Annotated in this window: 12 protein-coding genes; all 12 read left to right on the top strand. The window is 61.9% G+C overall.

Annotated features, from left to right (window positions below; all coding sequences use genetic code 11):
• Positions 1 to 21 precede the first annotated feature (21 nt).
• The 12 genes from tssF (at position 22) to U6037_RS28595 (ending at position 16429) form a co-directional block, all read left to right on the top strand.
• On the top strand, positions 22 to 1809 hold the full coding sequence (tssF, locus tag U6037_RS28650; protein ID WP_007920286.1) for a type VI secretion system baseplate subunit TssF: 1788 nt from the start codon (positions 22 to 24) through the stop codon (positions 1807 to 1809).
• Complete coding sequence (gene tssG, locus U6037_RS28645) at positions 1773 to 2780, top strand: type VI secretion system baseplate subunit TssG (protein WP_322845285.1); 1008 nt, start codon at positions 1773 to 1775, stop codon at positions 2778 to 2780. The genes tssF and tssG overlap by 37 nt, the downstream gene beginning before the upstream one ends.
• Positions 2781 to 2791: 11 nt before the next feature.
• Complete coding sequence (gene tssH, locus U6037_RS28640) at positions 2792 to 5449, top strand: type VI secretion system ATPase TssH (protein WP_322845284.1); 2658 nt, start codon at positions 2792 to 2794, stop codon at positions 5447 to 5449.
• A gap of 10 nt (positions 5450 to 5459) precedes the next feature.
• The gene (locus tag U6037_RS28635; RefSeq protein WP_322845283.1) at positions 5460 to 6980 is read left to right on the top strand and encodes a sigma-54 interaction domain-containing protein; all 1521 of its coding nucleotides are present in this window, start codon (positions 5460 to 5462) and stop codon (positions 6978 to 6980) included.
• A gap of 93 nt (positions 6981 to 7073) precedes the next feature.
• Entirely contained in the window at positions 7074 to 7214 is a 141-nt protein-coding gene (locus tag U6037_RS28630; RefSeq protein ID WP_007920296.1) for a hypothetical protein, read from the top strand.
• An 18-nt stretch (positions 7215 to 7232) separates the two neighbouring features.
• Entirely contained in the window at positions 7233 to 8429 is a 1197-nt protein-coding gene (gene tagH / locus U6037_RS28625) for a type VI secretion system-associated FHA domain protein TagH (RefSeq protein WP_064116459.1), read from the top strand.
• A gap of 5 nt (positions 8430 to 8434) precedes the next feature.
• Entirely contained in the window at positions 8435 to 8935 is a 501-nt protein-coding gene (gene tssJ / locus U6037_RS28620; protein WP_007920299.1) for a type VI secretion system lipoprotein TssJ, read from the top strand.
• Between the two features lie 2 nt (positions 8936 to 8937).
• Complete coding sequence (gene tssK, locus U6037_RS28615) at positions 8938 to 10269, top strand: type VI secretion system baseplate subunit TssK (protein WP_077575067.1); 1332 nt, start codon at positions 8938 to 8940, stop codon at positions 10267 to 10269.
• 5 nt (positions 10270 to 10274) lie between these two features.
• Positions 10275 to 11150: a type IVB secretion system protein IcmH/DotU gene (icmH, locus tag U6037_RS28610; protein ID WP_016985783.1), complete on the top strand. Its 876-nt coding sequence runs from the start codon at positions 10275 to 10277 to the stop codon at positions 11148 to 11150.
• A 13-nt stretch (positions 11151 to 11163) separates the two neighbouring features.
• A complete protein-coding gene (tssM, locus tag U6037_RS28605) occupies positions 11164 to 14703 on the top strand; it encodes a type VI secretion system membrane subunit TssM (protein WP_322845282.1) in 3540 nt (1179 codons plus the stop codon).
• Positions 14703 to 15431 carry a PP2C family protein-serine/threonine phosphatase gene (locus U6037_RS28600; RefSeq protein ID WP_038359322.1) on the top strand — a complete coding sequence of 243 codons (729 nt, stop codon included), beginning with the start codon at positions 14703 to 14705 and terminating at the stop codon, positions 15429 to 15431. Before tssM ends, U6037_RS28600 begins: the two co-directional genes overlap by 1 nt.
• On the top strand, positions 15428 to 16429 hold the full coding sequence (locus tag U6037_RS28595) for a serine/threonine-protein kinase (protein ID WP_322845281.1): 1002 nt from the start codon (positions 15428 to 15430) through the stop codon (positions 16427 to 16429). The genes U6037_RS28600 and U6037_RS28595 overlap by 4 nt, the downstream gene beginning before the upstream one ends.
• Positions 16430 to 16440: the final 11 nt, after the last annotated feature.

The raw sequence follows: 16440 nt of genomic DNA, 5'->3' as shown, positions 1-16440 counted from the left end.
TCAATACCAGGCAGGTAACCCGTGTCGTTTAACCACTACTACCAAAGCGAACTCACCGCACTGCGCCAACTCGGTCGCCGTTTCGCCGAGCGTAGTCCGGCGCTGGCACCGTATCTGGGGCAGGCCGGGCGGGATCCGGACGTGGAGCGGTTGCTCGAAGGCTTTGCGTTTCTGACTGGGCGTCTGCGCCAGAAGCTCGATGACGAGCTGCCGGAACTCAGCCATTCGCTGATGCAATTGCTGTGGCCGAACTACATGCGCCCGCTGCCGGCGTTCAGCATTTTGCAGTTCGATCCGCTCAAGCGATCCGGGCCGGCGTTGCGCGTCGAGCGTGATACGCCGATTGAAAGCAAACCGATCGAAGACGTGCGTTGCCGCTTCCGCACCTGCTACCCGACCGACGTGTTGCCGCTGGATCTGGCTGCGCTGAACTACTCGGTGAAGGGCGACGGCTCGCTGCTCAGCCTGCGTCTGGAAATGAGCGCCGACGGCCACCTCGGTGAGCTGGAACTGAGCAAACTGCGTCTGCACTTTGCCGGTGAGCGCTATATCAGCCAGATGCTCTACCTGAGCTTGCTGCGCAACCTTGAAGGTATCGAGCTGATCCCGCTCGACGGCGCTGGCAAGCCAATCGATGGCGTCAGCGGCAAGCCGATGGCGTTCAAGATTCCCGGTGACCGGGTCAAACCGGTGGGCTTTGCCGAAGAAGAAGCGTTGATCCCGTATCCGCTGAACACCTTCCGCGGCTATCGCTACCTGCAGGAATACTTCGCCTTCCAGGACAAATTCCTGTTCGTCGACGTCAACGGTCTGGACATCATCAATGCGCTGCCGGAAGACACGCTCAAGCAGATGCGCGGCCTGGAATTGCGCTTCGATATTCGCAAGAGCGGCATCATGCGTATGCGGCCGACCCTGGATAACGTGAAGCTGTTCTGCACGCCGATTGCCAACCTGTTCGCCCACGATGCACTGCCGATTCGCCTCGATGGCAAGCAGGACGAGTACCTGTTGCTGCCAGCGGAATACGATCTGGAAAACTGCGGCGTGTTCTCGGTGGAAACCGTGACCGGCTGGAAGCCCGGCGGCCTCGGTTATCAGGAGTACGTGCCGTTCGAATCCTTCGAGCACGACCCGAGTTTCGACGTGCCCAACAGCCGTCCGCACTACAGCATCCGCCAGCGCTCGTCCTTGCTGCACGACGGCCTCGACACCTACCTGAGCTTCGGCATCCGCCACACCGAAGCCCACGAAACCCTGTCGATCGAGCTGATCTGCACCAACCAGAACCTGCCGCGCAAGCTCAAGCTCGGCGACATCTGCATGGCCTGCGAAGAGACGCCCGAGTTCTTGAGTTTCCGCAACATCACCCCGGCCACGTCGAGCTTCGCGCCACCGCTGAACCGTGACTTCCTGTGGAAGCTGATCAGCAACATGTCGCTTAACTATCTGTCGCTGGCCGACGTCAATGCGTTGAAGGTGATTCTCGAAACCTACGACCTGCCGCGCTACTACGACCAGCACGCGGAGAAGGTCAGCAAACGCCTGCTCGGCGGCCTCAAGCACATCAAGCATCACCACGTTGACCGCTTGCACCGTGGGCTACCGGTGCGCGGTTTGCGCACCGAACTGACCATCGACCCGGAAGGGTATATCGGCGAAGGCGACCTGTTCGTCTTCGCTTCGGTTCTTAACGAGTTTTTCGCGCTTTACGCCAGTCTCAATTCATTCCATGAACTGCGCGTAAAAAGCACACAGGGAGAGGTGTACCAATGGACACCACGTATGGGCCTGCAGCCCCTGCTTTAAGCGGGCTGACCAAGGTAATACGCGAGTACTCGCTGTTTCAGGCCGTGCTGCTGGTGATCGACCGGCTGCGCGAGGCACACCCGCACCTGAGCGAAGACGATCTGTACGACCACGTCGAGTTCCAGGCCAACCCGAGCCTGGGCTTTCCGCGCAGCGACGTCGATCGCGTCGAGTTTTTCGAAGAGCACGGGCAGATGCGCGCGCGCATGCGTTTCAACCTGATCGGCCTGGTGGGTTCCGGCTCGCCGTTGCCGGCGTTCTACGGCGAACAAGCCTTGGGCGACAGCGAGGACGGCAACCCGACGCGCAATTTCCTCGACCTGTTCCACCATCGCCTGCAACGGCTGATGCTGCCGATCTGGCGCAAATATCGCTATCGCGCAAGCTTCCAGAGCGGCGCGATTGACCCGTTCTCCTCGCAGCTGTTCGCCCTGATCGGTCTGGGCGGCGACGAGATCCGCAAGGCCAAGGAACTCAACTGGAAACGCCTGCTGCCGTACCTCGGTTTGCTCAGCTTGCGGGCGCACTCGGCGGCGCTGATCGAAGCCGTGCTGCGTTACTACTTCAAGCACGAAGACCTGGTCATTGAGCAGTGCATCGAGCGCCGCGTAGAAATTCTCGAAGAGCAGCGCAATCGTTTGGGCCGCGCCAACAGCCTGCTCGGCGAAGACCTGGTGCTCGGCGAAAACGTGCGCGACCGCAGCGGCAAATTCCGCATTCACATCACCGAACTCAACTGGCAGCGATTCCATGAATTCCTGCCGATCGGTTTTGGTTACCAGCCGCTCTGCGCGCTGGTGCGGTTCACCCTGCGTGACCCGCTCGATTACGACATCCGCCTGGTGTTGCGCCAGGAAGAAATCCGCGAACTGCGCATCGGTGAGCAGAACGCCTGTCGCCTCGGTTGGACCAGTTGGCTGGGCCGCGAGAAAGCGGACGGCGTGGTGACCCTGGGCAGCAAAATTCATTAAGGACGTGAGCCATGATCAACGTAGACCTGCAACAACTCATCCAGGCGCTGGACGCCGAAACCCGTCGTGATCTGGAGCGTTCGGCCGAGCGTTGCGTGGCCCGTGGCGGCAGCAAGATCCTCGTCGAAGATCTGATGCTCGGCCTGCTCGAGCGTCCGAACGGTTTGCTCACACGCGCGCTGCAAGATGCCGACGTCGATGCCGGCGAACTGAGTGCCGCGCTGCAATCGCGGGTTGAACACAGCGCCTCGCGCAACCCGGTGTTCGCCCCGGAGCTGGTGCAGTGGCTGCAAGACGCGCTGCTGGTGGCCAACCTCGAACTGGGCCAGACCCAGGTTGAAGATGCCGCACTGATCCTTGCGCTGCTGCGCAATCCGATGCGCTACGCCGGCAGCCGTTATCAGCCGCTGCTCGCCAAACTGAACATCGATCGCCTGAAGGAATTTGCCCTGTCGCAACATGAGCAACCGGCGGCCAACGGCAAACCAGCCGCGCAGGGCGAATCGCTGCTGCAGCGCTTCACCCACAACCTGACCCAACAGGCCCGTGACGGCAAACTCGACCCGGTGCTGTGCCGTGATGGCGCGATCCGGCAGATGGTCGACATCCTCGCCCGTCGCCGCAAGAACAACCCGATCGTCGTTGGTGAGGCCGGTGTCGGCAAGACCGCCATCGTTGAAGGTCTGGCTTCGCGCATCGCTGCCGGTGAAGTGCCGCAAGTGCTCAAAGGCGTTGAGCTGCTGTCGCTGGACATGGGCCTGCTGCAGGCCGGCGCCAGCGTCAAAGGTGAGTTCGAGCGTCGTCTCAAAGGCGTGATCGACGAAGTCAAAGCCTCGCCGAAACCGATCATTCTGTTCATCGACGAAGCCCACACTTTGATCGGCGCGGGCGGCAACGCTGGCGGTTCCGATGCGGCCAACCTGCTGAAACCGGCACTCGCCCGTGGCGAACTGCGCACCATCGCCGCGACCACCTGGGCCGAGTACAAGAAATACTTCGAGAAAGACCCGGCGCTGGCCCGTCGTTTCCAACCGGTGCAACTGCACGAACCGACCGTTAGCGAAGCGGTGACCATCCTCCGTGGTCTGGCCCAGGTTTACGAGAAGAGCCACGGCATCTACCTGCGTGATGACGCGGTGGTCTCGGCGGCTGAGCTGTCCGCCCGTTATCTGGCCGGTCGGCAACTGCCGGACAAAGCCGTCGATGTGCTCGACACCGCTTGCGCCCGCGTACGCATCAGCCTCGCCGCCGCCCCGGAAAGCCTTGAGCGCCTGCGTGGCGAACTGGCTGAAGGTGGCCGTCAGCGTCAGGCCCTGCGTCGCGATGCCGAGGCCGGTCTGCTGATCGACCACGAAGCGCTGGATGCTCTGGAAGCGCGTCTCGACGAAGCCGAAACTGAAATGGTCGCGCTGGAAACCCTGTGGACTGAACAGAAGCAACTGGCCGAGCGCCTGCTGGAACTGCGTCAGCAACTGGCCAAGGCCCGCGAAGCTGCTGCGGTCGAGCCAGTGGTCACCGTTGAAGAAGACGCCGAAGGCACCGTGATCGAAACCGTCTCCGCTGAGGTTGAAGAAGGCCAAAGCGTCGAAGCGCTGGAAGCCCAGCTCAACGAAACCCACAGTGCACTGACTGCCGCCCAAGTCAAAGAACGTCTGGTCAGCTTCGAAGTGTGCCCGCGTCTGGTCGCCGAAGTGATCAGCGCCTGGACCGGTGTGCCATTGGCGCAATTGGCCCGTGAGCACAACGCCAAAGTCGCCAGTTTCGCCACCGACCTGCGCACGCGCATCCGTGGTCAGGAACAAGCCGTGCACGCACTGGACCGCTCGATGCGCGCCACCGCTGCCGGCCTGAATAAACCTGACGCACCGGTCGGCGTGTTCCTGCTGGTCGGCCCGAGCGGCGTCGGTAAAACCGAAACCGCACTGGCCCTCGCTGACTTGCTGTACGGCGGTGATCGTTTCATCACCACCATCAACATGTCCGAGTTTCAGGAGAAGCACACCGTTTCCCGTCTGATCGGTGCACCGCCAGGCTACGTCGGTTACGGCGAGGGCGGCATGCTCACCGAAGCCGTGCGGCAGAAACCTTACTCGGTGGTGCTGCTCGATGAAGTCGAGAAGGCTGACCCGGACGTGCTCAACCTGTTCTACCAAATCTTCGACAAAGGCGTGGCCAACGACGGCGAAGGTCGCGAGATCGACTTCCGCAACACGTTGATCCTGATGACCTCGAACCTCGGCAGCGACAAGATCAGCGACCTCTGCGAAAACGGCGCACGCCCGACTGCTGAAGTCCTCGAAGAAACCATTCGCCCGGTGCTCAGCAAACACTTCAAACCGGCGCTGCTGGCGCGGATGAAAGTGGTGCCGTACTACCCGGTCGGCGGCCCGGTGCTGCGCGAGCTGATCGAGATCAAACTCGGTCGTCTCGGCGAGCGCCTCAACCGTCGTCAGCTGGATTTCAGCTGGTGCCAGAACCTTGTCGATCACCTGTCCGAGCGTTGCACGCAGAGCGAAAGCGGTGCGCGCCTGATCGACCATCTGCTCGATCAGCACGTGCTGCCGCTGGTGGCGGATCGTCTGCTCGACGCCATGGCCACCGGCGAAAGCCTCAAGCGTGTGCACGCTACGCTCGACGGCGAAGCCAGCGTGACCTGCGAGTTCGCCTGAGGTGGGTGTGATGTTCACTCAGGTGCCGCAGCCACTGGTCTATGCCGAAGCGTTGCTGGCGCAGTTCGCCAGTCTGTCGCGGGCGGCGGACGGTGCTGCGTTGCTGGGTGACTTCGTGCGTGGTCTGGCCGAGTTGAGCGGTTGCGAATTGACGCAACTGTATCTGCTCGACGCCACCCACACCTGCCTGGGGATGAACGCCGAATGCCTCGACGGCGCCTTGCAACCGCGAGAAGCGGCGAGCCTGCCGGCGGATTACAACGGTGAACAACTGCTGCAATTCGCCCTGTGTCAGAACCGCGTGGTGTGCCTCGACGACTTGAGCGGCAGCCTGCACGAAACCAGTTTTCTGCCGGCGGCAACCTCGCCGTGGCAGTCGCTGTTGTGTGTGCCGCTGGTCAATCGCAACAAAGCTGTCGAAGGTTTGCTGCTGTGTGCCAGCCGTCGTCGTACCAATCTGCAAGGTTTTGCCGATTCCCTTGGCCAGCTCGGATCGTTCGTGCTTGGCCAGTTGCATCTGCTGCAACGCTTGCGTCAGCCGCTGGCGGAATCGGCCACGGTGGCGCGCAGCGTGCCGAGCATCAGCGGCTACGGCTTGATTGGTAAAAGCGCGGCGATGCGCCAGACCCATTCGCTGATCAGCAAGGTTCTGCACAGCCCGTACACCGTGTTGTTGCGCGGCGAAACGGGCACCGGCAAGGAAGTCGTGGCGCGGGCGATTCACGATTGCGGCCCGCGTCGGTCGCAGGCGTTCATCGTGCAGAACTGCGCGGCGGTTCCGGAAAATCTGCTGGAAAGCGAACTGTTCGGCTATCGCAAAGGCGCCTTCACCGGGGCCGATCGCGACCGCGCCGGCCTGTTCGATGCGGCCAATGGCGGCACGCTGTTGCTCGACGAAATCGGCGACATGCCGCTGTCGTTGCAGGCGAAGATTCTGCGCGTGTTGCAGGAAGGCGAGATTCGTCCGCTGGGTTCCAACGACACCCACAAGATCGACGTACGCATCATCGCCGCGACTCACCGCGATCTGTCGACGCTGGTCAGCGAAGGCAAATTCCGCGAGGACTTGTATTACCGCCTCGCGCAATTTCCGATCGAGCTGCCGGCGCTGCGTCAGCGCGACGGCGACATCCTCGAACTGGCCCAGCACTTCGCCGAGAAGACCTGCACGTATCTGCAGCGCGATCCGGTGCGCTGGTCGAGTGCGGCGCTGGAACACCTGTCCGGCTACAACTTCCCCGGCAACGTGCGTGAACTCAAGGCCTTGGTCGAGCGTGCGGTGCTGTTGTGCGAGGGTGGTGAGCTGCTCGCCGAGCATTTCTCCCTGCGCATGGAACCGATGCCGGAAGACAACAGCCACCTGAATTTGCGCGAACGTCTGGAGCAGGTCGAACGCACTTTGTTGCTCGATTGCCTGCGCAAGAACGACGGCAACCAGACCCTCGCCGCCCGCGAACTGGGCCTGCCACGGCGCACGCTGCTGTATCGGCTCGGCCGTCTGAACATCAATCTGGGAGATTTCGATGGGTAGGCAAAACATCCTCGAATTCCCCGCAAAAACCAATTTCAGCGCCGCCCGCAAGGGTCGGCGCTTTGTGCTTTGTCTACACCTGGAGACCCTCTGATGTCTGTTCGTCACTGGCAAGCTGTCCTGCTGACCCTCGTCGTTCTATGCGGCCTTGGCGGCTGTAGCGGTAATTACAAATTCAACGACAACGACTATCGCCCGTTGGGTGATCCGCAAGCGGTCAATCGCGGCAAGTGACCGCAAGGAGCATCAAACATGGAATTGGTTTTCGAAATGCTGAACACCAAGCAGTTCGTGCCCACCGAGTTGTGCCAGAAGACCTTCAAACAGGCCGGCGGCGTGATCGGGCGGGGCGAGGACTGCGACTGGATCATCCCTGACCGCAAGCGTCACCTGTCCAACCACCACGCGATTGTCAGCTACCGCGAGGGCACGTTCTTCCTTACCGACACCAGCAGCAACGGTGTCCAGGACGGCGAGAGCGGCGCACGCCTGCACAAAGGCGAACCAGTGCGCATCGAGCACGGCAGCACCTACGTGCTGGGTGACTTCGAGATTCGCGCGCGCTTGGTCCGTGACCCGGCGACCTTCGACGGCGAAGTCGGTCGCCCGCGTGCTGCCGGCAGCATCATCCCCGACGACGCGTTCCTCGATCTCGACCCGCTCAATGCTCTCGAGCAGCAAGAGCGTGTGTACTCGGAAATCGACGAACTGCTGGCCCCGAACACCAAGCCTGAGGATTCCCGTCAGCGTGCCGACTACGCACGCATCGACATGGAAAGCCTGATGGTGCCGGAGCTGATTGCCGCGCCTGCCGAACCTGAGCCTGCTCCGGCACCGAAAGCCGTTGAGCGTCAAAGCGAAGGTTTCTGGGAGCACTTCGGTGCGGCGCTGGGTGTCGACGTCAAAGGCCTCAGCCACGACGAACGCGAAGCCCTGGCCCTGAACGCTGCGCGCTTGCTGCGCCAAAGCATCGGCGGTTTGCAGCAGAGTCTGCGCACCCGTTCGGAGCTGAAAAACGAACTGCGTCTGGCCCAGACCACCGTGCAAGGCACCAACAAGAACCCGCTGAAATTTGCCGTCGACCCGAGCGAAGCGCTGCAGATTCTGTTGCAGCCGAGCAAGCCCGGCCATCTGCCGGCCGAGCAAGCCATCTCCCGCGCGTTCCGTGATTTGCAGGCGCATCAGGTGGCGCTGCTGACCGCCAGTCGCGCCGCCGTGCGTGGCACGCTGGAGCACTTTTCGCCAGAGCAACTGACCCTGCGTTTCGAACGTGACAACAAGCCGTTGATCGCCACCTCGGGCGGACGCTGGAGAGCGTTCGGTCGTTATCACCAGGCGCTGCGTCAGGACGATGACTGGAGCGAGCGTCTGCTGGCCCGCGACTTTGCCCAAGCTTACGAAGAACAGATCCGTCTGATCTCCACCCTCCACACCGACCACCAAGGATGATGCGCATGTCTCGCCGCTCGACCGCTTTTTTCAAGACGCTGACTGCGCTCACCGTGCTGGTGTTGCTCGCCGGTTGCTCGTCGCTGTCGCCGTACTCGAAAGTGACCAAGATCAACCTGAAGCTGACCGGCAGCGATCAGCTCAATCCGGACCTCAACGGTCGGCCGTCGCCGATCGTCGTGCGCCTGTTCGAACTCAAGCACCCGGTGACCTTCGAGAACGCTGATTTCTTCAGCCTTTACGAACGCGCCAAGGAGTCCCTCAACCCGGATCTGGTGGCCAGCGAAGAACTTGAGCTGCGCCCGGGTGAAACCGTGGAAATGAAGCTCAAGGTGGAAGAGGGCAGTCTTTATGTGGGCGTTCTCGCCGCTTACCGCGACTTGCCGGACACCCAATGGCGCCACACGGTGCAGATCACTCCGCTGGAAGTCACCGAAGTCGATCTGACGCTGGACCAGACCGGCATCCGTAACACCAATCAAGTGCTCGCCAAGGCGGATGACTGATCATGAATACCCATAAAGTCATTTGGCAGGAAGGCATGCTGCTGCGTCCGCAGCACTTCCAGCACAACGATCGTTATTACGATCACCAGATGAAAACCCGCACGCAATTGTTGGGTGGTTACACCTGGGGTTTCCTCAATCTGGAGATCGACTTGCAGTTCCTTAACATGGGCAAACTGGTGATCAGTGAAGCCTCGGGGATTCTGCCGGACGGCAGCCTGTTCGAACTTGGTGGCAACACTGAGCCGCTGGCGCTGGACGTGCCGCCGAACACTGGTAACACGCCGATCTACCTGGCGCTGCCGCTGGTCACCGGCAACCACATCGAGTCGCGCCGTCCGGAGCAATCCGACGTGCTCGCGCGTTATACCGCGTACGACGCCGAAGTCGCCGACTCCAATGCCGGCGACGATTCCGCCAGCCAGGTCAGCTGCGGTCGCCCGGACTTCAAACTGTTGCTCGGCGAGCAGCAGAGCGATCAGGCTTACGTGAAGCTGAAGATCTGCGACGTGCTCGACACCACGCCGGACGGCGTGATCAGCCTCGATCCGGATTTCGTGCCGACCTACATTCAGGCCCACGCCTCCAGCTATCTGCTGTCGTGTCTGAAAGAAGTCATCAGCATGCTCAACCACCGTGGCGATACGATTGCCGAGCGGATTCGCTCCAACGGCAAGGTCGGCGGTGCCGAAGTCGGCGACTTCATGATGCTGCAACTGATCAACCGCACCGAACTGCTGCTGCGCCACTACCTCGGCCTGGAGCAGGTGCACCCGGAAGAGTTGTACCGCACGCTGCTGACCATGCTCGGCGATCTGGCGACCTTCTCCGGCGAAAGCAAACGTCCGCGTCTGGACAGCCGCTATTCCCACGCCGATCAGGGTGGGAGCTTCCGCAAACTGATGGAAGCGATTCGTCAGGTGCTGTCGATGGTGCTCGAACAGCACGCCATCGAACTGATCCTGCAAGCGCGTCAGTACGGCATCATCGTTTCGCCGTTGCACGACCACAAACTGCTCGGCTCGGCGTCGTTCGTGCTGGCAGCCAGTGCCAACTGCGACTCCGAAGAACTGCGCCAGCGCTTGCCGGCGCACCTCAAGGTCGGCCCGGTGGAGCGCATCCGCCAACTGGTCAACCTGCACTTGCCGGGGATCAAGGTCAAACCGTTGCCGGTGGCCCCGCGGCAGATCGCGTTCCATTCGAACAAAACCTATTTCATCCTCGAACTCAGTTCCGAAGACCTGGCACAACTCGAGCGCTCCGGCGGTTTCGCGTTCCACGTGTCCGGCGAATTCGCCGAGCTTGAACTGAAATTCTGGGCCATCAGGAACTGACCGACATGATCAAGGAAACGGATTACAACCAGGACGACAAAACCGTCCTGCTCGATCGTCAGGGCCACGGACCGGCATCGAGTCCGCTGACCGACTTCGCCGCGCCGCCGCGTTTCGAGCAACTGGAAGAACGCATGATCTACGCCGCGCGCCTGCGCCCGGCAGAAGCGTTCAACATCAGCCTCAATTCGCTGGTCGCGGCCTCGTCCGAGCTGCTTTCGGAAGTGGTGCGCCTCAAGCACAGCGAAACCCGCGAAGACTTGTACGCACTCAACGAGCGTCTGACTGCCGGGCTGAAACTGTTTGAAGTACGCGCCCTGCACAACGGCGCCGAAAGCAGCCAGGTGATGGCCGCGCGTTACGTGCTTTGCACCGTGGTCGACGAAGCTGTCGTGACCACACCGTGGGGCAACGAAAGCGAATGGTCGCAGATGAGCCTGCTGAGCAGCTTCCACAACGAAACCTTCGGTGGCGAGAAGTTCTTCCAGTTGCTCGATCGACTGTCGAAGAACCCGGTCAAGCACCTGCCGATGCTTGAGCTGATGTACCTGTGCCTGTCCCTCGGTTTCGAGGGCAAGTACCGCGTACAGGCACGCGGCATGCTTGAGCTTGAAGGCATCCGCGATGCTCTGTATCGGCAGATCCGTCAGTTGCGTGGCGACGTGCCGCGCGAGTTGTCGCCACACTGGGAAGGTTTGAACGATCAGCGTCGCAACCTGGTACGCATCGTGCCGGCGTGGATGGTGGTGTTGTTCACTTTCGTCTGTCTGGTGGTGATGTATTCGGGCTTCGCCTGGGTCTTGGGCGAGCAGCGCGACACCGTTCTGCAACCTTATCAGCCGCTTGATCCGGCCGCGGTGCAACCGCAGTCGCAGCCGTAAACAGGGACGTGTGATGAAAAAGTTTTTCAAGAAAGTCGGCGCCTTCCTGCGCCAGACCTGGGTCTGGACCTTGCTGCTGGTGCTGTTTGTGGCGCTGCTGGTGTGGTTCGTCGGCCCGTTGTTGGCGGTTGATGATTACAAGTTCTGGGAGAGCTCGACCTCGCGTTTGCTGACCATCGCTGTGCTGTTCCTGATCTGGGGCCTGACCATGGTCTTCGTCAGCTGGCGCAGCGGTATCCGCAAGAAAGCCGAGGAAGAAAGCGAGGACGGTCAGGACCGCATTCGCCGCGAAGAGCTGATCGACGAAGAACAGAAGGAGTTGAAGGCGCGCTTCAAAGACGCGCTGAAAACCCTGAAGACCTCGAGTCTGTATCGCGGCCGCAGCGAGCGCTGGCGCAGTGACTTGCCGTGGTACCTGCTGATCGGTCCGCAGGCCTCGGGCAAAACCAGTCTGCTGGACTTTTCCGGTCTGGAATTCCCGATCAACAAGATCGACCGCAAGCTGACCCGCGACACCCTCGGTACCCGTCATTGCGACTGGTACTTCGCCGACCACGGTGTGCTGATCGACACCGCCGGGCGTTACACCACGCAACCGGATGTGGAAGTCGACGGCGGCGCCTGGACGACATTGCTGGAGCTGCTGCGCAAGCGCCGTCGCGGGCGTCCGTTGAACGGCGTGCTGGTGACCATTCCGGTGGAAACCCTGCTCGGTGGCAGTGAGCAGGACATCGACACCCTCGCGCGCCAGATTCGCGGCCGTCTGCAAGACGTGCATCAGAAACTGCACGTCGACGTGCCGGTCTATCTGGTCCTGAGCAAGGCTGACAAGCTGCTCGGCTTCGACGAGTTCTTCGATCAACTGACCCGCGAAGAAAGCGATCAAGTGCTCGGCACCAGTTTCCGCAAGGATCAGGTCGGCACCGATGTCGCTGTGCTGCGCAACGAGTTCGAAGAACTGCTGCGGCGCCTCAACAGCCAAGTGATCATGCGCATGCACTCCGAGCGCGACACTCAGCGCCGTGGCCGCATCCTCGACTTCCCGCATCAACTGGGGCAGATCGGCGAGCGCCTGTGCCTGTTCGTCGACATGGCGTTCACTGGCAACCGTTATCAGCGTGCCACGCAACTGCGCGGTTTCTACCTGACCAGCGCACCGCACCTGACTCAAGAGATGGATGCGACCACCGCCGGCATCGGCGCCAGCCTCGGCATGAGTGCCGGCGTGCTGCCGACCCTGCGCAGCGGTCGTTCACGGTTCATCCACCACTTGTTCAGCCAGGTGATTTTCCCTGAATCCGACTTGGCCGGTCTGGACAAGCGTGAACGCAGCCGTATTCATTGGGGCCAGCGTGCGCTGTACGTCGGCGCACTGGCGGCACTGGCACTGTTCGGCATGCTCTGGGCGGGCGGTTTCTCGGCCAACTACGAGCGCCTGGAAAACCTGCGCAATCTGGCGCAGAACTGGACGCAGCAACGCACGGCATTGTCGCCGCGTGATGATGCGATGGGCGTGCTGAAAACCCTCGACAGCAGCTACGCCGCGACCCAGGTGTTCCCGAAGAAGGGCGACGTTTCGTACCACGAACGTGGCGGTCTGTATCAGGGCGAAGACGTCAATCCAGTGGTCAAAGAGGCTTACGAGCGCGAGCTTGAAAAGCAGCTGCTGCCACGGGTTGCGACCATGCTCGAAGGGCAGATCCGCGCCAACATGAAGGACCGCGACCGCCTGCTCAACAGCCTGCGCGCGTACCTGATGCTGAACATGAAGGACCGTCGCGATGCCGCATGGCTCAAGGACTGGGTCGCCACTGACTGGTCGACGCGCTACACCGGCAACACCGCGGTGCAAAACGGTTTGAGCGCGCATCTGGAGCGTTTGCTGAAGCAGCCGTTTATCTACCCGCTGAACGAGCAGTTGGTGACCCAGGCGCGTCAGGTCTTGCGCAGTGAATCGCTGGCCACCGTGGTTTACCGCATGCTCCGCGAGCAAGCGCGCAACCTGCCGGACTACCGTTTCAGCCAACACCTCGGCCCACAAGGCTCGCTGTTTATCGGCACCGAATACGTGATCCCGGGTTTCTACACGCAAACCGGTTATCAGCAGTATTTCTCGGTACAGGGTTCGGCGCTGGTCACCGACATCCTGCGTGACAACTGGGTGCTGGGCGAAGGCGCAGGCATCAGCGACATGGACTTGCGTCGCCTGATGGTCGAGCTGGAGCAGCTGTACTTCCGCGACTACGCCAACTACTGGAGCGAAGCCGTTGGCCAGGTTGCCCTGCCGCCGATCAGCGACGCCGGTGAAGGCGCCGAGCAACTGGCGGGCCTGACCTCGGCGAATTCGCCGGTGCTGGCATTGCTCACCGAAGTGCGTGAGAACACCCGCTTCCAGGCCGCTGCAGATCCTGTCGAAGAAGCTGGCGACGCTGCTGATGCGCTGGCCGGGCAGAAAGGCAAACTGGGTAAGGTTGGCAAACTTGCCGCCGCCGCAGCGGACAAGGCTTCGGCCCTAAACGTGGCGAAGACCCTGCCGGACACCGCGAAGAAGTCGCTGCAACGCCGCTTCGAACCGCTGCATCGCTTGCTCGATGACAACAACGGCCCGGCGGCGGACCTGACTCCGGCACTGAGCGCGCTCAACGACCTGCAACTGCAACTGGCTGGTCTGGCCCGTTCCAGCACACCGGAACAAGCCGCGTTCGAAATGGCGAAAACCCGCATGAGCGGCCAGCGTGATGCGCTGACCAACCTGCGCAATGCCTCCGGCCGTCTGCCGCGTCCGCTTAGCGTGTGGTTCAACGTGCTGGCCGAAGACTCGTGGCGTCTGGTGCTTAACGATGCTTACCAGTACCTGAACGGCCGTTATCAGAACGAGCTGTACAGCGTGTATGGCAAAACCATCAGCAAGCGTTATCCGTTCAGCGCCAGCAGCACCAGCGACGTGGCGATCAGCGATTTCCGTGAGTTCTTCCGCGCTCAAGGCACCGTCGACCGTTTCTTCGACAGCTACCTGCGTCCGTTCGTCAGCGGCGATCCGGGCAACTACCGCATGCGCAGCGTCGACGGTCACAGCCTGCCGGTGTCCAAGGTCTATCTCGATCAGATGGCCGCCGCGCTGACGATTCGTCAGAGCTTCTTCTCGATCAACCCGGCCGAGCCGACCGTGCAGTTCAAACTGGAGCCGTACACCCTCGACCCGGCGGTCAGCCGTTCCGAGTTCAAGTTCGGCGACAAGACCATGGAATATCGCCACGGTCCGATCCTGCCAATGTCGTTCAAATGGCCGACCGATGCTGAAGACGGTCGCACCAGTCTGGTCATGGACAAAATGGCCGGGCGCCCGATCGGCATCGAGAAGAACTCCGGCCCATGGTCGCTGTTCCGTCTGTTCGACCTGATGCAGACCGAGTACCTGACCGGTCGCGACGTGCTGGTGCTGAAAGCCGACGTAGGTGGCCTGCGCGCCAACTACCTGCTGACCAGCCAGCGCACGCCGAACCCGTTCGACATGGGCGTACTGCGCACCTTCCGTATGCCGGTGCAGCTCTGATGCTGGTGGCCAGTGCCTGGCGCAGCGCGGCGCGTACCGACCCGGGCAAGGTGCGGGCGCGCAACGAAGATGCCTTTCTCGACTCGCCACAGCAGGGGCTGTGGGTGGTCGCGGACGGCATGGGCGGTCATCAGGGTGGCGACATCGCCAGCCAGTTGATCGTCGCCAGCCTGGCTGAACTGCCGCAACACGAGGACTTCGACGAACGCCTCAAAGCCATTCGCCAGTGCCTGCACTGGTTGAACCGGCGTTTGGGGCAGGAGTTGACGGTCACTGCCGGACGTCACGACAGCATCATGGGCAGCACCGTCGTGGCGCTGCTGGTGGAAGGCAATCGCGCGGCCTGCATCTGGGCCGGCGACAGCCGTTGCTACATGTGGCGTGGGCAGCGGTTGTATCAGCTGTCCAAGGACCATTCGCTGCAACAGCAACTGATCGACGAACAGCAAATGAGCGTCGAACAAGCGGCGGCACACCCGGCAGCTCAGGCCTTGACCCGAGCCGTCGGCGCCGCCGAACAACTGACCCTGGATGTCCTCGAACTCGAGGTCTATCCGGGCGATGCGTTTTTGCTCTGCAGCGATGGTTTGTATCAGGGCCTGAGCAGCGATGCCCTCGGCAACGCCCTCAGCCTCAGCGCGCCGCACGTGGCGCTGGAACGTTTGTTCGACGGCGCCCTGCGTGGCGCCGCGCGCGACAACCTGACAGCCGTGGTGATCCGCCAATGACTGAAATCGAATCCTCAGTCGACGACTTGCTGATGAGCGAAGAACAGGCCAACAACCTGACCTACTTCGCCTTCGCCAAGGAAAACAAAGCAGCACCTTTGCTGGCGCCGACCAAGGCCAGCATCGGTGCACTGCCGGATGTACTCGCCGGTCGCTACCACCTCGAGCGTCTGCTCGGGGCCGGTGGCATGGGCGCCGTTTACCGGGCGCGGGATCTGCTGCACGAACAGTTCGGCGATCCCGACCCTTACATTGCGCTGAAAATCCTCAGCGAAGAATTTGCCGAATCGCCGGACGCCAGTGCCTTGCTCTACAGCGAGTTCGCCCTGACCCGACGCCTGCGCCACGACAACGTCGTGCGTGCGCACACCTTTGAAGTCGACACCGACTGCCAGCGGGCCTTCATCACCATGGAATACATGCGTGGCCTGACCCTGGACAAATTGCTCTGCGAGCGGCCCCTCGGCCTGCCGTGGCAAGAACTGCGCGACATCGTCCTGCCGCTGCTCGACACGCTGGCCTACGCCCACGGTCGCGGCGTGCTGCACGGTGACATGAAACCGAGCAACGTCATGCTCAGCGAAGACGGCTTGCGCCTCTTTGACTTCGGCCTCGGTCAGGCAGAGGAGGGCGTGTTGCCCGGCCTGCCGCATCTGAGCCGGGAACGCTTCAACGCCTGGACCCCGGGCTACGCCGCCCCCGAACTGCTTGAGGGCCAACCATTGTCGGCCAGCGCGGACGTGTACGGCGTGGCCTGCGTGATCTATGAACTGGCGGGCGGCAAACACCCGTTCCGCCGCTTGCCCTCGACCCAGGCCCGCGACGAGCACCTGGAGCGCGAACTGCAAGCACCGGCGAACTTACCGAAACACGGCTGGCCAGCGCTGCGAACCGCGCTGAGCTTCGACCCGGCAGAACGCACCATCACTGCCCAACAATTGCGTGACGCCTTGGGCGCCACTTCGTCCTGGCTGCAACGTCTGCGACTTCGGGCGTAACGGATGACATT

Source organism: Pseudomonas sp. B33.4 (assembly GCF_034555375.1).
In the GTDB taxonomy this organism is placed as follows: domain Bacteria; phylum Pseudomonadota; class Gammaproteobacteria; order Pseudomonadales; family Pseudomonadaceae; genus Aquipseudomonas.
The sequence above is the reverse complement of the archived record's forward strand: the minus strand, read 5'-3'. Positions and strand labels throughout refer to the sequence as shown.